Source organism: Rhodococcus sp. IEGM 1406 (assembly GCF_030056745.1).
In the GTDB taxonomy this organism is placed as follows: domain Bacteria; phylum Actinomycetota; class Actinomycetes; order Mycobacteriales; family Mycobacteriaceae; genus Rhodococcus_F; species Rhodococcus_F erythropolis.
Map to the genome: position 1 here is coordinate 580,712 of NZ_JASHKO010000004.1, position 20,548 is coordinate 601,259.

At 62.2% G+C, this 20,548-nt stretch carries 19 protein-coding genes and 2 tRNA genes; 9 read left to right on the top strand and 12 right to left on the bottom strand.

What is annotated here, in order from left to right; all coding sequences use genetic code 11:
- The first annotated feature begins 36 nt into the window (after nt 1-36).
- From QM596_RS21505 to QM596_RS21515, 3 genes are all read left to right on the top strand, one after another.
- Nucleotides 37-711, top strand: coding sequence for a TetR/AcrR family transcriptional regulator (locus QM596_RS21505; protein ID WP_269577847.1), 675 nt, complete (start codon nt 37-39; stop codon nt 709-711).
- Between the two features lie 71 nt (nt 712-782).
- Nucleotides 783-3,005, top strand: a complete 2,223-nt coding sequence (locus QM596_RS21510; protein ID WP_283309902.1) for a glycoside hydrolase family 3 C-terminal domain-containing protein — start codon at nt 783-785, stop codon at nt 3,003-3,005.
- 203 nt (nt 3,006-3,208) lie between these two features.
- Nucleotides 3,209-4,546 (top strand): MFS transporter, encoded by a 1,338-nt coding sequence (locus QM596_RS21515; protein WP_020970000.1) that lies wholly within the window; start codon nt 3,209-3,211, stop codon nt 4,544-4,546.
- Between the two features lie 101 nt (nt 4,547-4,647).
- On the opposite strand, the gene clpX is transcribed toward QM596_RS21515, so the two are convergent.
- The 5 genes from clpX to QM596_RS21540 all read right to left on the bottom strand — a co-directional run bounded on the left by clpX (nt 4,648) and on the right by QM596_RS21540 (nt 9,375).
- Nucleotides 4,648-5,928, bottom strand: coding sequence for an ATP-dependent Clp protease ATP-binding subunit ClpX (gene clpX, locus QM596_RS21520; protein ID WP_003944582.1), 1,281 nt, complete (start codon nt 5,926-5,928; stop codon nt 4,648-4,650).
- A 369-nt stretch (nt 5,929-6,297) separates the two neighbouring features.
- Nucleotides 6,298-6,960 carry an ATP-dependent Clp protease proteolytic subunit gene (locus QM596_RS21525; protein WP_003944539.1) on the bottom strand — a complete coding sequence of 221 codons (663 nt, stop codon included), beginning with the start codon at nt 6,958-6,960 and terminating at the stop codon, nt 6,298-6,300.
- 48 nt (nt 6,961-7,008) lie between these two features.
- The gene (locus QM596_RS21530; protein WP_007730960.1) at nt 7,009-7,596 is read right to left on the bottom strand and encodes an ATP-dependent Clp protease proteolytic subunit; all 588 of its coding nucleotides are present in this window, start codon (nt 7,594-7,596) and stop codon (nt 7,009-7,011) included.
- Nucleotides 7,597-7,812: 216 nt separating this feature from the next.
- Nucleotides 7,813-9,186, bottom strand: a complete 1,374-nt coding sequence (gene tig / locus QM596_RS21535) for a trigger factor (protein ID WP_019749086.1) — start codon at nt 9,184-9,186, stop codon at nt 7,813-7,815.
- 115 nt (nt 9,187-9,301) lie between these two features.
- A tRNA-Pro gene (locus tag QM596_RS21540) sits at nt 9,302-9,375 on the bottom strand.
- Between the two features lie 399 nt (nt 9,376-9,774).
- Between QM596_RS21540 and QM596_RS21545 the strand changes: the two genes are divergently transcribed.
- Both QM596_RS21545 and QM596_RS21550 read left to right on the top strand, forming a co-directional pair.
- Nucleotides 9,775-9,848 (top strand) — tRNA-Gly (locus tag QM596_RS21545).
- A gap of 193 nt (nt 9,849-10,041) precedes the next feature.
- On the top strand, nt 10,042-10,836 hold the full coding sequence (locus tag QM596_RS21550; RefSeq protein WP_050768698.1) for a hypothetical protein: 795 nt from the start codon (nt 10,042-10,044) through the stop codon (nt 10,834-10,836).
- Here the strand turns inward: QM596_RS21550 and QM596_RS21555 are convergent.
- Entirely contained in the window at nt 10,833-11,630 is a 798-nt protein-coding gene (locus QM596_RS21555) for an Fpg/Nei family DNA glycosylase (protein ID WP_020908236.1), read from the bottom strand. The genes QM596_RS21550 and QM596_RS21555 overlap by 4 nt on opposite strands.
- A 15-nt stretch (nt 11,631-11,645) precedes the next feature.
- Nucleotides 11,646-12,119 carry a ribose-5-phosphate isomerase gene (locus QM596_RS21560; protein WP_003944571.1) on the bottom strand — a complete coding sequence of 158 codons (474 nt, stop codon included), beginning with the start codon at nt 12,117-12,119 and terminating at the stop codon, nt 11,646-11,648.
- Nucleotides 12,120-12,219: 100 nt separating this feature from the next.
- On the opposite strand from QM596_RS21560, the gene QM596_RS21565 reads away from it, so the two are divergent.
- Entirely contained in the window at nt 12,220-13,098 is an 879-nt protein-coding gene (locus tag QM596_RS21565; RefSeq protein WP_021333424.1) for a M48 family metallopeptidase, read from the top strand.
- Here QM596_RS21565 and QM596_RS21570 read toward each other — a convergent pair.
- Nucleotides 13,086-13,709, bottom strand: coding sequence for a DsbA family oxidoreductase (locus tag QM596_RS21570; protein ID WP_003944541.1), 624 nt, complete (start codon nt 13,707-13,709; stop codon nt 13,086-13,088). The genes QM596_RS21565 and QM596_RS21570 overlap by 13 nt on opposite strands.
- A gap of 166 nt (nt 13,710-13,875) precedes the next feature.
- Here QM596_RS21570 and QM596_RS21575 point away from each other — a divergent pair, with 166 nt between their 5' ends.
- Together QM596_RS21575 and pepN are read left to right on the top strand one after the other, a co-directional pair.
- The gene (locus QM596_RS21575) at nt 13,876-15,111 is read left to right on the top strand and encodes an NAD(P)/FAD-dependent oxidoreductase (protein ID WP_020908238.1); all 1,236 of its coding nucleotides are present in this window, start codon (nt 13,876-13,878) and stop codon (nt 15,109-15,111) included.
- 65 nt (nt 15,112-15,176) lie between these two features.
- On the top strand, nt 15,177-17,756 hold the full coding sequence (gene pepN / locus QM596_RS21580) for an aminopeptidase N (RefSeq protein ID WP_283309904.1): 2,580 nt from the start codon (nt 15,177-15,179) through the stop codon (nt 17,754-17,756).
- Between the two features lie 71 nt (nt 17,757-17,827).
- Here the strand turns inward: pepN and QM596_RS21585 are convergent, their stop codons facing one another.
- The 3 genes from QM596_RS21585 to QM596_RS21595 form a co-directional block, all read right to left on the bottom strand.
- Complete coding sequence (locus QM596_RS21585) at nt 17,828-18,307, bottom strand: DUF5130 domain-containing protein (protein ID WP_019749092.1); 480 nt, start codon at nt 18,305-18,307, stop codon at nt 17,828-17,830.
- Entirely contained in the window at nt 18,294-18,557 is a 264-nt protein-coding gene (ctaJ, locus tag QM596_RS21590; protein ID WP_007730943.1) for an aa3-type cytochrome oxidase subunit CtaJ, read from the bottom strand. The genes QM596_RS21585 and ctaJ overlap by 14 nt, the downstream gene beginning before the upstream one ends.
- Nucleotides 18,558-18,703: 146 nt before the next feature.
- Nucleotides 18,704-19,402 carry an HNH endonuclease gene (locus tag QM596_RS21595; protein ID WP_020908239.1) on the bottom strand — a complete coding sequence of 233 codons (699 nt, stop codon included), beginning with the start codon at nt 19,400-19,402 and terminating at the stop codon, nt 18,704-18,706.
- Between the two features lie 182 nt (nt 19,403-19,584).
- Between QM596_RS21595 and QM596_RS21600 the strand changes: the two genes are divergently transcribed.
- Nucleotides 19,585-19,992 carry a globin gene (locus QM596_RS21600; protein WP_003944464.1) on the top strand — a complete coding sequence of 136 codons (408 nt, stop codon included), beginning with the start codon at nt 19,585-19,587 and terminating at the stop codon, nt 19,990-19,992.
- 4 nt (nt 19,993-19,996) lie between these two features.
- Here QM596_RS21600 and QM596_RS21605 read toward each other — a convergent pair whose 3' ends face one another.
- Entirely contained in the window at nt 19,997-20,431 is a 435-nt protein-coding gene (locus tag QM596_RS21605; RefSeq protein ID WP_021344735.1) for a cupin domain-containing protein, read from the bottom strand.
- Nucleotides 20,432-20,548: the final 117 nt, after the last annotated feature.

A 20,548-nucleotide genomic window follows, 5' to 3' on the forward strand; every position in this document is an offset into this window, starting at 1 on the left:
CAAAGTCGACAAACTGCTGGCAGATAGAGTGAGCACATGGTTTCCGAGCAGTCAGTGAACTCCGTGGTGTCGAAGCCGGAGAAACGACGCCGAAACAGCGATCTGACCAGGGTGAACATCATCGCCGTCGCCACCGAGGAGTTTGCCGACAAAGGCTTCGCCGGCGCCCGAGTCGACGAGATCGCAACCAAGACGCATACCACCAAGCGCATGATCTACTACTACTTCACCGACAAGGAAGGGCTGTACAAGTCGGTACTCGAGCATGCGTACAGCGTCATTCGTGCGCAGGAACGTGAACTCGACCTCGAGGGATTGAACCCCACGGCAGCAGTCCGCGCTTTGGCCGAACTCACCTTCGACCACCACGAACAGCACCCGAATTTCATTCGACTCGTGGCCAACGAGAACATGCTCCGCGGCGAGCACATCGAGAAATCCGAGTTACTCAGCGGCCTCGGCGCCCCTGCCGCCGACCTGGTCTCGCAGATCCTGCACGACGGGCAGCAGTCTGGGGCATTCCGCTCCGACGTCGATGCTCTCGACATTCACATGGTGATCAGCAGTTACTGCGTCTTTCGTATCGCCAATCGGTACACCTTCAAAGCGCTCTTCGACCGCGATCTGACCGACTCGACGCATCGTGAGCATCTTCGAACAATGCTCGGCGACATGGTTGTTGCGTTCCTGACCTCGAAGGCGCCGTCCTGACCTACCCCGAAGTCCGAAAAATCCCCCTACGGTGGTGAGTGGAACTCACAGCTGCCACCGGGAGGAATGACGTGACCGAGAATTACGTAGACGGGCTTTCACTCGAGGAGAAGGCGTCGTTGACGTCCGGCTCGGATTTCTGGCACAGCCAGTCCGTTGCCGGAATCGAATCGATACTCCTGACCGACGGTCCGCACGGAGTCCGGAAACAACCCGAGGGCGGCGACGCACTCGGACTCGGCCACAGCATTCCAGCGACATGTTTCCCACCGGCGGTCGGGTTGGGCTCGTCGTGGAACCTCGACCTCATCCGCCAGGTCGGTGAGGCTCTGGGCGACGAAGCCAAAGCCGAACAGGTCTCGGTCCTCCTCGGCCCAGGCATCAACATCAAACGATCACCCTTGTGTGGCAGGAATTTCGAATACGTCTCCGAGGACCCATTCCTCTCCGGCCGCGTCGCGGCAGCGCTGATCACCGGCATCCAGTCTCGCGGCGTCGGAACCTCGCTCAAGCACTTCGCTGCCAACAACCAAGAACACGACCGGATGAGAGTCAGTGCCGACGTCGACGAACGGACGCTGCGCGAGATCTATCTGGCCGGCTTCGAATACGCCGTCAAGACCGCGGCCCCGACGACGGTCATGTGCTCGTACAACAAGATCAACGGTGTGTACTCGAGCCAGAACCATTGGCTGCTCACCGAGGTACTCCGCGAACAGTGGGGCTTCGACGGCCTCGTCGTTTCGGACTGGGGAGCGGTCAACGACCGCGTGGCGGCACTCGCCGCGGGCCTCGACCTGGAAATGCCGCCGACCGGAACCGATACCCAGATCGTCGACGCCGTGCGCGGCGGCGACCTGGACGAATCCGTGCTCACCACTGCAGCCGAACGACTGTCGACGCTGGTGAAACGCACCGCCGCCGCGCGCACCGAAGGCCACACGTACGACGTCGAGCGTCACCACGAACTGGCACGGACCGCTGCAGCGGAGTCCGCTGTCTTGCTGGCCAACGACGGAGAACTACTGCCGCTGACCCCCGGCGGACAAACTGTCGCGGTGATCGGCGAATTCGCGTGCAGCCCGCGGTACCAGGGGGCCGGCAGTTCACAGGTGGTTCCAACCAAGCTCGACAATGCCTTGGACGCGATCCTCGACCTCGAAGGCGCCGACCGCGTCACTTTCGCACCGGGCTTCACCTTCGACGGCACTCCGGACGACGACATGGTCACCGAGGCTGTCGACACTGCGCGCCGCGCTGACGTCGCCGTGCTGTTCCTCGGACTACCGTCCGCCACAGAATCCGAAGGATTCGACCGAACCGACATCGAACTGCCGGCTGACCAGATCGCCCTGCTGGAAGCGGTCCACGGCGCGAACCCGAACACGGTCGTCGTGCTCGCCAACGGCGGTGTGGTTTCGAACGAGCCTTGGAAGGATCATGCCGCCGCAATCCTCGAGGGCTGGCTACTCGGCCAGGCGGGCGGCTCGGCGATTGCCGATCTTCTGTTCGGCATCACGAATCCGTCCGGCCGCCTCACGGAGACCATTCCGCTTCGCCTCCAAGACAATCCGTCGTATCTGCATTTCCCGGGATCACAGCAGCACGTCCGCTACGGCGAAGGCCTGTACGTGGGATACCGCTACTACGACTCCGCGCTGCGCGAAGTGGCGTACCCGTTCGGGTTCGGGCTGAGCTACACCACCTTCGACATCACCGATACCTCCGTCGAGGCCGGTGAGAACTCCGCCGAAGTGACCGTCACCGTGCGCAACAGCGGCGACCGATCGGGCAGCACCGTCGTTCAGGTCTACGTCCACGACGCCTCGGCAAGCATCGATCGACCCGCGCAGGAATTGAAGGGCTTTGCCAAGGTCCACCTCGACCCCGACGAATCCGCGACTGTGACCATCACGCTCGACACCAGGGCATTCGCCTATTGGTCCGTCGCGGCGCAGGACTGGGCGATCGAACCTGGCGACTACGAGATCCGCGTCGGCTTCTCGTCTCGGGACATCGCAACCACCGACACGATCACCCTGGCCGGGAACGTCGGCGTCGGCACGCTCGACGCCATGTCGACCATCGGCGAATGGCTCGCCCATCCCGTCGGCAGCGCAGTTCTCGGCGCCGCCATGGCTGCCGCAGCGGGCGACGGCGCACAGGCGGTCAGCCCCGAGATGATGGCACTCGCAGGCTCGATGCCGCTCGGGAAACTCGCCACCTTCGGCCTCGGCATCACCGAGGAACAGGTGGCGCAGTTGGTGGCGGCCGCCGCGCAGCCAGGCTCCTGACCGCCTGAACTGCGGTTTCGACGTGCGAAGAGTCCGCCGGTAGATTTTTATGAACTATTTGGTTAATAATCTTGTGTAGTCGCTGTGGCGTCGGTTACATTCCTTGTATCGCTCTCCGCACAGGCGTTCTCGATACGAACACCCTCGACGAACACCATCGGCGGATGTAGAGCCTCCACGACGCTTCCACCCAGGAGATGAGCATGTCAGCTAGCACGGTTACACCGTCCGGCCCCGAGGCGGGATCCTTGGCCAGGCCGGACACGACCAAGGTCAAGCGCGCCGCAACGTCGTCGTTTCTCGGCAGCATGCTCGAGTACTACGACTTCTACATCTACGCATCCGCCGCTGCACTCATCTTCCCCACCGTGTTCTTCCCGGACAGCGGACATGCGGCACTGCTTTCGCTGGCCACCTTCGGTGTCGCGTACGTCGCGCGTCCCCTCGGCGCTGTAGTCCTCGGCCATTTCGGTGACCGCGTCGGCCGCAAGAAGATCATGCTGCTCACGCTCATCATGATGGGCGCAGCAACATTCCTCATCGGATGTATTCCCAGCGCGGATTCGATCGGAGTTCTTGCACCGATACTGCTGGTCCTGATGAGAATCGCTCAGGGCATCTCCGCCGCTGGCGAACAGAGTGGCGCCAGCTCACTGACTCTCGAACATGCTCCCGAAGGTCGACGGGCATTCTTCTGCAGCTGGACCCTCAACGGCACCCAGGCCGGCTTCATCCTCGCCAGCCTCGTCTTCCTGCCCATCGCCGCACTCCCCGACGACATCCTCTACACGTGGGGCTGGCGAATCCCGTTCTGGGGCAGCCTGATCGTTCTCGTGGCTGCATACATCATGCGTCTCAAGCTCGAAGAGCCGGAAGAGTTCACCGAGCAGCAGGAGTCGAAGGCCGTCGCCAAATTGCCTGTTGCCGATCTCCTTCGCACCCACAGCGCAAATCTGATTCGCGTGATCTGCTGCGCTTTCATCGCCGTCGTCTCGACCATCTTCTCCGTCTTCGGACTCGCCTTCGCGACCACCGAGGAAGTGGGGATCCCGAAGTCGACCATGCTCTGGGTGGCTATCGCAGCCAACGCCGTGGCCTTGCTCAGCCAGCCCGCCTGGGCGATTCTCTCCGACCGAATCGGTCGCAGACCGCTGTTCATCGGTGGCGCCCTCGGTAGCGCGGTGTTCATCTACGTGTACTTCGGCGCAATCGCCAGCGGCAACGTCCCGCTGATCTTCCTGGCCGCAATCGGATTGATGTCCGTCTTCTACGCTGCCCCGAATGCCATCTGGCCGTCGTTCTACTCCGAAATGTTCAACACCAAGGTCCGCTACTCCGGCATCGCGATCGGCACCCAGGTCGGCTTCGCCCTCGCAGGCTTTGCGCCCGCCATCGGCAACGCCCTCATGGGCGGGGACAAGACACACTGGATGCCCGTTGCCATTCTGACATCGGTGGCCTGCGTCATCTGCGCGATCTCCGCGTTCACCGCCAAGGAGACGTTCCGCACTCCCCTCAAGGAACTCGGCAACCCGATCTAGCCGAACACCCCCCAGACGCCCTGCACGAACGACTGTGTTGCACGAACGACTGTGGCCCGGCATCTCGCGAGAGATACCGGGCCACAGTCGTTTTGAAGTTTCTACGCCGTCTTGTCGCGACGCTCGCCACGCTCCGGCTTACGCGGAACGATGGTCGGAAGTACGTTGTCGTTGACGGTCTCCGCGGTGACGACCACCTTTTCGACGTCGTCACGGCTGGGGATGTCGTACATCACCGGAAGAAGAACCTCTTCCATGATGGCGCGCAGGCCACGAGCGCCGGTTCCACGCAAGATCGCCTGATCGGCAATAGCGTCGAGCGCTTCTTCGGTGAACTCGAGTTCGACGCCGTCCATGTCGAAGAGACGACGGTACTGCTTGACGAGAGCGTTCTTGGGCTCCGACAAGATCTGAACGAGCGATTCCTTGTCGAGGTTGGTCACCGACGCGATCATCGGCAAACGGCCGATGAACTCGGGAATCAGACCGAACTTGATCAAATCCTCCGGCATGACCTCGGCGAAACGATCGACCGTATCCAGTTCGGCCTTCGACCGAACCTCGGCGCCGAAACCGATACCGCGCTTGCCGACACGATCGGAGACGATCCGCTCGAGACCAGCGAAAGCGCCCGCGACGATGAACAGCACGTTCGTGGTGTCGATCTGAATGAATTCCTGGTGCGGATGCTTGCGACCACCCTGCGGCGGGACGCTCGCCTGCGTACCTTCGAGGATCTTCAGCAACGCCTGCTGAACACCTTCGCCGGAGACGTCACGCGTGATCGACGGGTTCTCGCTCTTGCGAGCGATCTTGTCGACCTCGTCGATGTAGATGATTCCGGTCTCGGCGCGCTTGACGTCGTAGTCGGCAGCCTGAATCAGCTTGAGCAGAATGTTCTCGACGTCCTCACCGACGTAGCCGGCCTCGGTCAACGCCGTCGCATCGGCGATGGCGAACGGGACGTTGAGCATCTTCGCGAGAGTCTGAGCGAGGTACGTCTTGCCACAGCCGGTGGGGCCGAGCATCAAGATGTTGGATTTTGCGAGCTCAACCGTCTCACCCCGCGCATCACGGCCCTTGTCTCCGGCCTGAATGCGCTTGTAGTGGTTGTAGACGGCCACGGCCAGCGTCCGCTTGGCGGAATCCTGACCGATGACGTAGTTCTCGAGGAATTCTCGGATCTCCGCAGGCTTGGGAAGCTCGTCGAGCTTGACCTCGCTCGACTCGGCCAATTCCTCTTCGATGATCTCGTTGCAGAGGTCGATGCACTCGTCGCAGATGTACACCCCGGGTCCTGCAATGAGCTTTTTGACCTGCTTCTGACTCTTACCGCAGAAAGAGCACTTGAGCAGATCCCCGCCGTCGCCGATGCGTGCCATCTCGTGAGGTCCCTACTTTCCATCATGTACGTGCACTCGCCGCCACTCGATCGGTCGAGACGCTCCGCAGTACTCGGTATCAGATCAGAAGTTGTCAGATCAGAAGTTGTCGGATCAGACAAACTGATCAACAAACCGATCGAACAAATCTGGTCGAACAATCGCAGAACGCCGGTCGAGAACCAGCCCGTGAAGTGACGGTACCCGCAGATCCCGAACGGGGTCGACCTGTTCTCGGCGTTTCGCCTGCGGATAAAAAAGAAAAGAGTCGAGATCTCAGCCTGGCGAGCGCTCCACCAGGCACTTCTCGACGTGTCCGCCTCGTGTCGGGAATCGGAATACAGATCCTCGACACGAGGCGGAAATCGACTACTTCTGTGCGCTGAGCTTCCGGTAAGCCAGCACGTCGTCGATGATGCCGTACTCCTTGGCCTGCTCGGCCGTGAGGATCTTGTCGCGATCGGTGTCGACGCGGATGGTCTCCGGATCCTTGCCAGTGTGCAGCGACAGCGTGCTCTCCATGAGTCGACGCATACGCTCGATTTCCGCAGCCTGGATCTCCAGATCGGAAACCTGACCCTGGATGCCGCCCGTGGCCGGCTGGTGAATCAGAATGCGCGAGTTGGGGAGCGCGAAGCGCTTGCCCGGCGTACCACCGGCGAGAAGCACAGCAGCTGCCGAAGCAGCCTGACCGAGGCAGACGGTGGAGATGTCGGCACGGACGTACTGCATCGTGTCGTAGATCGCCATCAGCGCGGTGAACGAACCACCGGGCGAGTTGATGTACATGGTGATGTCGCGGTCCGGATCCTGCGATTCGAGAACCAGCAACTGTGCCATGAGGTCGTTGGCGGAGACGTCGTCGACCTGCGAGCCGAGGAAGATGATGCGCTCCTCGAACAGCTTGTTGTACGGGTCGGACGTCTTGACGCCGTAGCTGGTCTGCTCCGTGAACTGGGGCAGGATGTAACGCGATTGGGGGCCCGACGGCGCCTGGCCGCCCAGCGAGTTAGCTCCGAAAAGATTGGTCATCAGTTCTCCAAAGTATGAATTGGGCAGCGAAAGGATGGACGAACCGGCTCAGTTGCCGGTGCCGCCGGCCTGATTCGCACGGGAGACGACGTGGTCGACGAAGCCGTACTCGAGAGCTTCCTTCGCCGTGAACCAACGGTCACGGTCGGAGTCCGCGGTGATCTGCTCGACCGTCTGGCCGGTGTGCTGAGCGATCAGCTCGGCCATTTCGCGCTTGGTGTGCTTGAACTGCTCGGCCATGATCGCGATGTCACTGGCAGAACCACCGATACCGGCGGACGGCTGGTGCATCATGATGCGGGCGTGAGGCAGTGCGTAACGCTTGCCCTTGGTGCCTGCCGAGAGCAGGAACTGACCCATCGACGCCGCAAGGCCCATACCGAAGGTGGCGATGTCGCACTCGGCGAACTGCATCGTGTCGAAGATCGCCATACCTGCGGTGACAGATCCACCGGGCGAGTTGATGTAGAGCGAGATGTCTCGCGTCGGGTCCTCGGCCGAGAGCAGCAGGATCTGCGCGCACAGCTTGTTGGCGATGTCGTCGTCGACCTGGGTACCGAGGAAAATGATGCGCTCTCGCAGCAAGCGCTCGTACACCGAGTCGCTGAGGTTCAACCCAGCGGTCGCTGAAGTCATGGCGGGACTCTGCAAAGTCTCCAGGTGATTGGAAGTCACGGTACCTGCCTTCTATGTGGATCTACTTGTGCGGTGGATCGTCTATGCGAAACACTTCTACTGACACAGACAGTAACGAAGTAGGGCGGCACCGGAGTCCCGGTGCCGCCCTACTTCGCTCAAAGCGGAAAACTCAGTGCAGTCGATCGTGGTGAAAACACCCGTCCGCCTGCGTTTTTACTTGTCTTCGCTCTCGGCGGAATCAGACGCATCCGCTTCGGTTTCGTCCTCGCTGCTGCCGAACAGTTCAGCGGTGTCGACAACGGCGCCGGAGGTGTCCTTGACACCGGCCGACTCGACGACGGACGCGAGAGCCTTGCCACGACGGACGTCTGCGAAGACGGCGCCGAGCTGGTTGGCCTGCTGGATCTGCTGGATGAACTGCTCAGGAGCCATGCCGTAACGCTGCGCCTGGAACAGGATGCGCTCGGTGAGCTCGTCCTGACCGACGGTGACGTTGCCCGCATCGGCGATCGAGTCGAGCAAGAGCTGCGTCTTGACGGAGCGCTCAGCGGCTTCCTGGGCATCCTTGTCGAACTCTTCGCGGCTGCTGCCCTGCTCTTCGAGGAGCTTGTTCAGTGCCTCTTCGTCGTGATCGAGACCGTGAACGGCGTCGTGCAGTGCAGCATCGACCTCAGCCTTGACGACGGCTTCCGGCAACGGAACCTCGACGGTCTCGAGCAGCTGCTCGAGAACCTTGTCGCGGATCTGACCGGCCTGCTCGACCTTGCGGACGCGTGCGACGCGCTCGCGGAGGTCAGCCTTCAGTTCTTCCAGGGTGTCGAACTCGCTGGCGAGCTGAGCGAACTCGTCGTCCTCAGCCGGAAGCTCGCGCTCCTTGACCGTCTGCACGGTCACGGTGACAACAGCTTCCTTGCCCGCGTACTCGCCGGCGACCAGCGTCGACGTGAAGTCCTTGGACTCCCCCGCCTTGAGGCCGATGATGGCTTCGTCGAGGCCCTCGATGAGCTGGCCCGATCCGACCTCGTGCGACAGTCCGCTAGCGGTTGCCTCGGCAACGTTCTCGCCGTCGACGGTGGCCGACAGGTCGATGGAGACGAAGTCGCCGTCCTCGACTGCGCGGTCGACGCCGGTGAGGGTGCCGAAACGCTGACGCAGCGAAAGCAACTGCTCTTCGATGGCTTCGTCGGTGATCTCGATCGGATCGACCTCGACGTTGATGGAGCTGAAGTCAGGGAGCTCGATCTCGGGGCGCACGTCGACCTCGGCGGTGAACTCGAGGAGCTCGCCGTCTTCGATCTTGGTGACCTCGATCTCGGGCTGGCCGATGGCCTTCACGCCGGCGCTGGTGACAGCCTCGGAGTAACGCGACGGCAGAGCGTCGTTGACGACCTGCTCGAGCACAGCGCCGCGACCGACACGTGCTTCGAGGAGGCGAGCCGGAGCCTTGCCGGGACGGAAGCCGGGGAGACGAATCTGCTGCGCGAGGGCCTTGTAGGCCTTGTCGAAATCAGACTTGAGTTCCGCGAAGGGCACCTCAACGTTGATACGGACTCGCGTCGGGCTGAGCTGCTCGACGGTGCTCTTCACGAAACTTCGCTCCTTCGTCTGGTCTTGCTCACAACTTGTGTTGAATCGGTACTGCTGTCTGGCGCGGCACTTCACTCCCGGACTTACTGGAGGTGAAGTGCCATGTACGTACTTGTCGGGATGACAGGATTTGAACCTGCGACCCTCCGCTCCCAAAGCGGATGCGCTACCAAGCTGCGCTACATCCCGTTTCCGATCACATGAAACACACGATACGGCCATCCGAGGCCACAAAGACAGCGGGCCACAAAGGCAGCCACCATCGGTGACCGCGCACAACCCTATCGCGCTCACTACTCTCTCACGAACCCGACCGTCGTTTGTACACGGCCCGCCTGTCCGACCCCGTCAGTATGTCATCCGACCGCCGCCACATACAGCCTTGGCTGAACGAAACGTGATGACAGCCGGAATCAGAAGCCGGGCCGCAAGGCAAGACACCCCGACTCGCCGGGCATTTCGGCAATTCCCCAGGTGAACGACGGTATCGAACTTCTCCAACCCCCCGATTATGAAATCCGGTGGGGCATTGGGTACAGTTTCGTATCGCAGACGACGAACACGGCGATCCCGAGTTGTCGTATGCACGGGGATGTAGCTCAATGGTAGAGCCTCAGTCTTCCAAACTGATCACGCGGGTTCGATTCCCGTCATCCCCTCCATGAGGAGGGAAACTCCACAAAAATCCGCATCGGCCTGGCCGGTGCGGATTTTTTGTGTTCAGACTTTGTGCACTCAGGCCACTCCCCTGTGGTCCGTATCCTGGAGTTGTCCGGATCGATTCTGCTCGGGAGGCCACTCGTGACCACGATTCTTCTCATACTCGTCGTTCTGGCCGTAGTCGTATTTCTGGTCATGAAAAGCCAGCAACGCGGTTCCGGCCACAGCGCAACACAACTCGACGACGCGAAAGCCGATGCCAGGCAGGCGATCGAACGCCTCGGCGGTCAGGTCTACAACCTGACCGGCAGTGACGACGCGTCGCGCCAAGCCCTCGCCGACGCGGCCGAACGGTACAACGCCGCAGGCTCGCAGATCGATCAGGCCGCAACGCCGGTGCAGGCACGTCTCGCGAAACAGACTGCGCTGGAAGGGCTTTACTACATCCGCGCGGCGCGGGTGGCAATGGGCATGGATCCGGGACCGGAAGTTCCTTCCATCGACGGACAGAAGGCTGCGGGTTCGGTCACCGAAGACCGTGAGGTCGAATTCGAGGGCCGCAAGGTCGCGGCATCACCCAATCCGTCGTCGCACACACCCAACTACTACCCCGGTGGCCGAGTCGCCGGACGCCCGGTCCCGGCCGGCTGGTACTCCGAACCCTGGTGGAAGCCTGCCCTCGTCGCCGGCGCCTGGGGTCTGGGTTCGATGATGCTGTTCTCGACCATGTTCTCCGGCATGGCCGGGGTTCCTTACGGCGCAGAAGCTTTCGCGCAGGGTGGCGATACGGGAGCCGGCGACTCGGGAGACCAGGGTGACTCGGGAGATCAGGGCGACTCGGGAGATCAGGGTATGGACGCCGGTGACTCCGGCGCGGATCAAGGAAGTGTCGACAACACCGATTTCACCGCAGACGGTGGAGGCAGCGACTACGGGGACTTCGGAGGCGGCGATTTCGGAGGCGGAGACTTCGGCGGCTTCGACTTCTAAACCGACTGGCACACCGGGCACCAGAACAGGTTTCGCGCCTCCATGACGGAATGCAGGATCGGTGTGCCGCACACGCGGCACGGCGATCCTGCTCTTCGGTAAACGTAAGTCCGCGGACGATCCTTCGCGTACGCCGGATCACCGTTGTCGTGCTCGGCGCGAACGACGTGCATCTTCCCGCGCCTGACACCAACCTTCATCAATTCGACAAGATCTGCCCACATGGCAGTCCATTCGTCGTGAGAGATGAGATTCCCCGGTCGTTCAGGGCTGATTCCGTGACGAAAGAGAAGTTCGGCGCGATAGACGTTGCCGACACCCGCCAGGACCGCTTGATCCATGAGCAGCGCGCCGATCGCCTTCTTGGACTTGGAGATTCGCACCCATGCCTGGTGTGGATCCGCGCCGCGGCGCAGTGGGTCCGGCCCGAGTCTGGCCTCGATCGCGGCGACCTGAGGCGGCAGTAGGACTTCGCAGGCGGTGGGACCACGAAGGTCGGTGCCGAAATCGGCACCGACCATTCGCATCCGGACCTGGCCTACCGGTTCTTCCATCGGCAGGGCGGAGTCGGTGAACTTTCCGTACAGCCCGAGGTGTACGTGAACTGTCAATCCGTTGTCATAGGTGTGCCAGAGGTGCTTCCCCCAGGCATCCGAGGACGTGAGTACGTGTCCGTCCACCAGACGCGCGTCCTCGGCGAATCTGCCTTGCGGGCTGAGGACGCGGACCGGTGAACCGACGAACTTGCGGGCATGCAACCGTGCCAGTCGATGCAGGGTATGACCTTCAGGCACGGAACAACTTTCGGATCAGGCTTGCGGCAGAGCCGGTGCGACGCCGGTCTTCTCGTACTCGGACAAGATGTCGATACGACGCTGATGACGCTCTTCACCCGACCATGCGGTGGCGAGGAAAGCGTCGACGATGGCGAGTGATTCCTCCAGGGAATGCATACGTCCACCGATGCCGATCAGCTGAGCGTTGTTGTGCTCGCGGGCCAGCTTCGCCGTTTCGACGCTCCAAGCGAGAGCGCACCGTGCGCCGGGAACCTTGTTCGCGGCGATCTGCTCACCGTTGCCACTGCCACCCAGGACGATTCCCAGGCTGCCCTCGTCGGCAACGACGCGCTTTGCGGCTTCGATGCAGAATGCCGGGTAGTCGTCCACGGCGTCGTACTCGTGAGCACCACAGTCGATAGCCTCGTGGCCGTTCGCTTTCAGGTGTTCGATGATCTCGTTCTTACGTTCGAATCCGGCATGGTCGGCACCCAGGTATACGCGCATGGCGACAATTCTCTCAGGCCCGACCAGCCGGGCGCACCCGGGTCGACGTCACACTTTCAGGAACACGCATCGCCGCGCGAGCGCACCTATCGTGGTGCCCATGTACCCCGTCAACGGCCAGGCCGCTGCACCCGCCGTTCGTGTGTCACCAGGCAGTGACGCGGTTCGCCACCCGTGGGAAATCCCGCTACTCGTGCTCGCCGTTCTGACGACAGTCGTCACCTATGTGGTGGCGATCGTTCTGATCGCTGCGGGTGATCTGTCGACGTGGATCCTCGTGGTGCTCGCGGCTCCGATCCTACTGTTCCTCGCGCGAGGTCAGCTGTACGGATCGCAGCAGGTCAACGGAATCAAGATGACGCCTTCGCAATTTCCGGAGGGGTATCAGCTGGTTGCCGAGGCCGCGGCACGGTTCGGCATGAAAACTCCGCCGGATGCCTACGTCGTGCTGGGGAACGGACGGATCAACGCATTTGCGTCAGGGCACGGATTTCGGCGTTTCGTCGTCGTCTATAGCGACCTGTTCGAGGTCGGTGGGCAGGCCCGCGAGCCCGATGCGCTCGCATTCATCATCGGTCACGAGGTCGGCCACATCGCTGCTGGGCATGCGTCGTACTGGCGCCAGTGGGGACAGTTCGCGTCGAACTACATTCCGGTGATCGGGTCTTCGCTGTCGCGTTCCATGGAGTACACGGCAGACAACTTCGGTTTTCACATGCGCCCACAGGGCGCACCGGGCGCCATGGGTGTCCTCGGCGCCGGAAAGTATCTCGTGGGTCTGGTCGGGTTCGACGAACTCGCCGATCGCGCGACACTCGAATCCGGTTTCTTCCCGTGGTTCGTCAACATCTTGTCGTCGCATCCGGTGCTGACCTGGCGTGCGGCCGCGCTTCGCAACCGCACGCACTCAGGACATCTGTTCTTCCGGCCCGGTCAGCTCTACCGAAATCCGGCGCTCACTACCGCTCAGTCGAACTGAGGATCCTCGTTGCGGGTCCGCTTGAGCTCGAAGAAGTGCGGGTAGCCGGCCAGCGCGACGGCGCCGTCCCACACCTTGCCTGCATCCTCGCCGCGCGGGATACGTGACAGCACGGGACCGAAGAACGCCACGCCGTTGACATGGATCGTCGGGGTTCCGACGTCGGGTCCGACGGCGTCCATGCCCTTGTGGTGGCTCTCACGCAGTGCCTCGTCGTACTTGTCGGTGTCGGCAGCCTCGGCCAGTTCGGGCGGCAGTCCGACCTCGGCGAGCGACGACTTGATGACGTCGGCGAAGTCCTTGTTGCCCTCGTTGTGGATCTTCGTACCCATGGCCGTGTACAGCGGCAGCAGGATCTCGTCACCCTTCAGCTGCGCTGCAGCGATAGCGACGCGGACCGGGCCCCAGGCCTTGGTCATCATCTCGCGATACTCGTCGGGGAGGTCGCGGCCCTCGTTGAGAACCGCAAGGCTCATCACGTGGAACTTGGCCTCGATGTCGCGTACCTGCTGGGCCTCGAGAATCCAGCGCGAGGTGATCCAGCACCACGGGCAGAGCGGGTCGAACCAGAAGTCAGCAGTGTCCGTGGTCTTACTCGAGGTTGCGCTCACGAAGAAACTCCCTATCAGTTCATGTCGGTCAGGTTCTGTCAGTTCGGGGACATACTCCCGTTCTGCCAACAATCATGAACCCGCAATCCTTCCCGCGCTTTCCCCCGAACCACCTTCCGATCGCAGTAGTGTCGAAAAGAAACGAGTACGAAGGAGTGGTTCAGTAATGAGCACCAACCGGAGATTCGTGATCGTCGGCGGCGGGCTCGCGGGCGCAAAGATCGCAGAAGCCCTGCGTGACAGAGATTTCGACGGTGAGATCACCGTATTGAGCGAAGAAGACCACCTTCCGTACGAGCGGCCGCCGCTGTCGAAAGAGTTCTTCGCAGGCAAGAAGACACTCCCCGAATTCACCGTCCACGACGGCGAGTGGTTCCGCGACCATCACATCGATCTTCGTCCGGGAACGACGGCAACGGCCATCGACCCCGCTGCGCACACCGTGTCACTTCCGGACGGTTCCACGATCAGCTACGACAAGCTCGCCTTGGCCACCGGCTCACGTTCGCGGCGCCTCGACATCCCGGGGTCCGACGCCGAGGGCGTTCACTACGTGCGAACAGTCGATCAAGCCGCTGCGCTACTGCGCACCCTGGCCGCCGACAAGAAACTCGTCGTGATCGGTGCCGGCTGGATCGGTCTCGAAATTGCCGCGTCGGCTCGCGGTTTCGACGTCGACGTCACCGTGCTCGAACATGCCGGCCTTCCGCTCGAATCGACCCTGGGCCCGGAAATGGGTGAGGTCTTCGCCGCTCTGCACCGCCAGAACGGCGTCGACTTGCGCACCGGCACGGACGTCAGCGCAATCTCTGTCGACGGCGATCACGCCGCCGGCGTCACTTTGAGCGACGGCACCGTGATTCCGGCCGACGCCGTGTTGATTGCTGTCGGCGCGTTGCCGAACACCGAGTTGGCGTCGGAGGCGGGTATCGACGTCGACAACGGAGTTCTCGTCGACGCCGGTCTGCAGAGCAGCGACCCCGACGTCGTTGCAGTAGGCGACATCGCGGCCGCACAGCATCCGATTCTGAATGCACGAATTCGGGTGGAGCACTGGGCAAACGCACTCAACCAACCCGAGACGGCCGCAGACACCATGTTGGGTCGGCCCGCCGAGTACGTGCGCATGCCGTATTTCTTCACCGATCAGTACGACCTCGGGATGGAATACGTGGGTCACGCGCCGCACGGCGGCTACTCCCGTGTCGTCACTCGCGGCGACGTCGACAAGCGCGAGTTCCTGGCCTTCTGGCTCGATTCCGCGAACAAGGTGCTCGCCGGCATGAACGTGAACATCTGGGATGCCGGTGACGCCATCAAGGAATTGGTCGCCTCTTCGCGTCCTGTCGATCCGGAGCGGCTGGCCGATCCGGAGATTCCGCTGGCAGAAGTGTCCGCTTGAGTAAAGCCGTTCTCTTCGTGATGGGATGGACGTAATAGATCCGCACCATCTACGAGGAGATCTTTGTGGTCGCACCGAACCTGACACGCGAAACCGCAGCGCAACGGTCAGCAATCCTGACCGTCGAGAACTATCTGATCGAACTCGATCTCACCGACGGCAACGACGCACCCGGCGAGGAGACGTTCTCTTCGAAGACCACCGTCACGTTCACGGCTACGGCCGGAGCAAGCAGCTTCATCGACATCGTCGCGGCCCGAGTCCATTCCGCGGTCCTCAACGGCACCGCACTCGACGTCTCCGACTACGACGAGTCGACGGGCATCAGCCTTCCCGACCTCGCTGCCGACAACGAGTTGGTCATCGAGGCCGATTGCATCTACTCCCACACCGGCGAGGGACTGCACCGATTCGTCGACCCGACCGATGACGCCGTCTACCTCTACTCACAGTTCGAGACGGCTGACGCCAAGCGCATGTTCGCGTGCTTCGATCAGCCCGATCTGAAGGCCACGTTCGACATCCACGTCACCGCTCCCACGTCGTGGAAGGTCATCTCCAACTCCGCGGTCGTCGAGACCCTTGCCGCCGATCCCGGCAAGCACGTTTTCCTGACCACCCCGAAGATGAGCACGTACCTGGTGGCGCTCATCGCCGGTCCCTACGCGCAGTGGACCGACAACTACTCCGACGAGCACGGCGACATCCCGCTCGGAATCTTCTGCCGCGCTTCGCTGGCCGAGTTCATGGACGAGGAGCGGCTCTTCACCGAGACCAAGCAGGGATTCGACTTCTACCACCGCAACTTCGGTGTTCCCTATGCCTTCGGCAAGTACGACCAGCTCTTCGTCCCCGAATTCAATGCGGGCGCGATGGAGAATGCCGGCGCCGTGACCTTCCTCGAGGACTACGTCTTCCGGTCCAAGGTGACCCGCTACTCGTACGAGCGTCGTGCCGAGACGGTGCTGCACGAAATGGCGCACATGTGGTTCGGCGACCTCGTCACGATGGCGTGGTGGGACGACCTGTGGCTCAACGAGTCGTTCGCGACCTTCGCTTCGGTCCTGTGCCAGACCGAGGCCACGGAGTACACGAACGCCTGGACGACGTTCGCCAACGTCGAGAAGTCGTGGGCATACCGCCAGGATCAGTTGCCGTCGACGCACCCGATTGCCGCGGACATTCCGGACCTGGCTGCCGTCGAGGTCAACTTCGACGGCATCACCTACGCGAAGGGCGCCAGCGTCCTCAAGCAGTTGGTCGCATACGTCGGACTCGAGCCGTTCCTCGCCGGACTGCGTGAGTACTTCCGTGAGCATGCATTCGGAAACGCAACATTCGACGATCTGCTGGGCTCACTCGAAAAGTCCTCGAGCCGTGACCTTTCCGACTGGGGTCGACAGTGGCTCAAGACCACCGGTTTGAACATCCTGCGCCCCGACTTCGATGTCGACGCAGACGGAAAGTTCACCCGCTTCGCCGTCCTGCAGGACGGTGCGGCACCAGGCGCCGGCGAGCGGCGAATCCACCGGATCGCCATCGGCATCTACGACGACGTCGACGGCAAGTTGGTGCGAAGCCATCGCGTCGAACTCGACCTCGATGCCGTGGAAAGCACGGATGTCCCCGAACTTGTCGGCGTCGCCCGCGGTGCACTCGTGTTGGTCAACGACGACGATCTCACCTACGGCTCCGTGCGACTCGATCCCGAATCTTTGGCGACGGCGATCGAGCGGGTCGGCGACATCACCGACTCACTCCCCCGCACCCTGGTCTGGTCGGCGGCGTGGGAAATGACCCGTCAGGCCGAACTGAAGGCACGCGACTTCGTCGCGCTGGTCGAGCGCGGCATCAGTTCGGAGACCGAAGTCGGTGTGGTGCAACGTCTCTTGCTCCAAGCCCAAACCGCCATCGGCTCCTACGCAGATCCGGCCTGGGCCGAGGCCGAAGGCGCGGCGAGCTTCGCCAATCGGTTGCTCGAACTCGCACGTGAGGCAGAGGCCGGGTCCGACCACCAGCTGGCATTCGTCAACGCACTCACCGGTGCAGCACTCTCCCCGTGGCACACCGAGGTACTGCGCGAATTGCTTGACGCCGATCCCTCCACCGTTGGGCTCGACGGCCTGATCGTCGACACGGACCTGCGCTGGCGCATCGTCGGGGCACTGGCAGCTGCCGGTGAGATCGACGCCGAAGGAACCGCAACTCCGTTCATCGACGCCGAAGCCCAGCGTGACCCGACCGCTGCGGGCGCTCGTCAGGCCGCGGCGGCCGCAGCCGGACGTCCGCAGGCCGCGGTCAAGGAAGAGGTCTGGGAGAAGGTCGTCGGCGACGACTCGGTGCCCAACATCACCGCACGATCGATCATCGGCGGGTTCGCTCGCGAAGGCCAGGACGAATTGCTCGAACCCTTCGTCTCCCGTTACTTCGCCGACATCGCGGCGGTGTGGGAACGACGCTCGAGCGAAGTGGCACAGACCGTCGTCATCGGGCTGTACCCGGCGTGGTCGATCTCCGCAGAATCCGTCGCGGCGGCAGACCGATTCCTCGAAGGCGACATCCCTCCCGCGTTACGTCGTCTGGTCGTCGAAGGCCAGGCCGGTGTGGTTCGTTCACTCGCAGCACGAAAGTTCGATGCGAGCTGACATGCGAAAGGCCGGTGCCCGGGTCGATTCTCACGAATCGACGCGGGCACCGGCCGGTGTCTGACAAACAGTTACGGCGCTGAAATTGCGGCTGCCATAACGCGGATGGCACTGATCAGTCCGTCGATCAGGTTGCCTTCACTGAAGGATGCAACAGCTGCCGTTGCTCCGAGCTGGGTAACGCGATCAGTGACCCGATCGGCGATTGCCCGCCCGCTGCGTACCTCGACGGTGCGCTGGTTGGGCGAGACGGCGATCAGCACGGAACGCTCGGCTTCGGGCGTGGTCGGGAACAGTGCGTCGGCACCCGCTGCCGGATCAGAACCGAGATCACCGATGTAGGCGTTGAATCGCACCTTGGTGGCCCGCGTCGCTTCGGTCATCGCGACGTCGAGCGCGACCAGATCCATGGTCTCGAACGGAAGATCGTCGGTGAACGGCTCGCCGATGCGGTGCACACCGGAAACGCGTCCGCTGGACGTGACGACGCTGCCGACGGGCAGGTCCTCGGGCGCTACTGCGAGCGCGGTCGAATGATCACCACTTGCCACTTGCGGACCCTCCGATCAGATCAGCCGAACCGGCTTCGATTGCGTGTGCACTGCCGTGATGGCCACCGCGAACGGTGACTTCGTCGACAGCACTCCACAGCACGGGAGCGTGATCCCACGACTCACCGAGATGGAACGCCGGCGGAACCGGTCCCGGCGTCTTCTTCCCGAGGAAGGACGCAGCCGCGAAGAACGCGGTGATCAAGGCCGGAATCCCAACGTATATCAGTACTACCTCGAGAATGCTCACACCAGATAACGTAGCCCAGAACGCCAGGAAGGAAAGCGTCAGGGCCACAAATTCTCGGGCAATTTCGTTTCGGTGACGACAGAACGCGGCTCAGGCTGCGCCCACGCCGACACATAGCTCAGGCTGCGCCCACGCCGACACATAGCTCAGGCTGCGCCCACGCCGAGATACGGCATCCACGCCGGATGCAATTCCTTGGTCGCCGCGAGCAGACGCCAATGCGGACCGGACGGGGGAACCAATTCCGCACGGAGAGTCCATCCGAGTTCGCTGAGCATCTTGTCGGCCTTGCGGTGATTGCAGGGGGCACAGCACGCGACGCAGTTCTCCCACGAATGCCCGCCACCTCGGCTGCGAGGAACGACGTGGTCGATGGTTTCGGCTTTGGCTCCGCAGTACGCACATCGGAAGTGGTCACGATGCATCAGTGCGGCACGGGTCATGGGGATGCGGGCGCGATACGGAACGCGCACGTAGGTGCGCAATCGAATGACCGAGGGAACCTGCACCGACCAGTCCGCAGAATGGACTACCGGGCCTTGTTCGTCCTCGTGGACGGTATCGGCCTTGCCGCAGGCCATCAGTACGACCGCGCGCCTGGCAGGAAGGGCGGTCAGCGGTTCGTACGTGACGTTGAGCAGTAGCACCCGACGTTTTACCCACTCGGGCACAACGCGATCGGGAGGGAACATCTCGAGGTGAGAATGCTCTTCGGAAAAGAGTGGGTCAGCAGTGTGCGCGAACCCGTCAGGAACAACTTCCAGAACAGCCCCTAACGCGTGGTCGTTCCGCGCGCTAGTGGGCTGGAGTTGTCGGTGATTGCGTGCAGCATGTCGGTTCTTCATACGACCTCCGGGAGACTGCCCCCAAGTTGACCACGGATGATCGCGTTACGCACTCCCATTTCGAACAAAATTGCCAGGACGGCCGGTGAATTTCCGGTGAATGGGTACGCATTCCGACCCGATGCAACCGTCGTCGACCCGGAAACCGACCACTACGGCCGTCAGGCACAATGGAACTTGCCATGAATGACGTACAGCACGACGTGCAGCAGACCTTCTACGACGCCGTCGGCGGAGCCGAGACATTTCACAAGCTCACCGCGCGATTCTACGAAGAAGTCGCGAAGGACGAGGTTGTGCGCCCGCTCTACCCCGAGGCCGATCTCGGCCCGGCAGAGCGGCGGATGCGGATGTTCCTCGAGCAGTACTGGGGCGGGCCGCACACGTACTCGGAGGAGCGTGGGCATCCGCGTCTGCGGATGCGCCACAATCCTTTCGTGATCGGCCCGATCGAGCGTGATGCGTGGCTTAGGTGCATGCACGTCGCCATCGCGTCCATCGACGAGAAGACCCTGAGCCCGGTGCACCGCAAGCAGTTGATCGACTACATGGAGATGGCTGCTGCGTCCATGGTGAACTCCGCCATCTGACCGTTTACTTCGCCTTCGGCCTGAACACACGCGCGATCCGGCGGGCCGCTCGTACCCCGAACGACACAGTGGGATGTAGCGGAGAACTCAAGATTGCGTGCTTGCGCACGTACTCTTCGACCTCCCACTCCGACCAGCTGCCCGCCCGGAAGAGTGCGGCATCGCCGACGCCCAGGGTTCGTTTCGCGATTCCGTCGCCCTGAACGGTGACCGACCCTTCGATGATGTGCACGATTTCGTCCGCATGGAAGTACCAGCGGAAGCGCCCCTTCGTGCAATCCCAGACGTGCGTAGTCGTGGTCCCGTCTTTACTCGCCGACCATTGCGCCGACCGTGCAACCGGTGTGCCGAAGATTATCCAGTCACGGTTGATCGGATCATCGTCGAGCAGTACGTGATCCAAACTGACCGCTTCGATTGCCGACAAAGTCAAGGCCAAGCCCCCTTGGTTGAATTCTCGATACTTCTCCCCCGGCAGTAACACCAAAGTTGCCACATGGAGTCACCGCGTGAATGCAAAGTACACCAAGGCTAGGTAAAGAGTCACGCTTTTGCC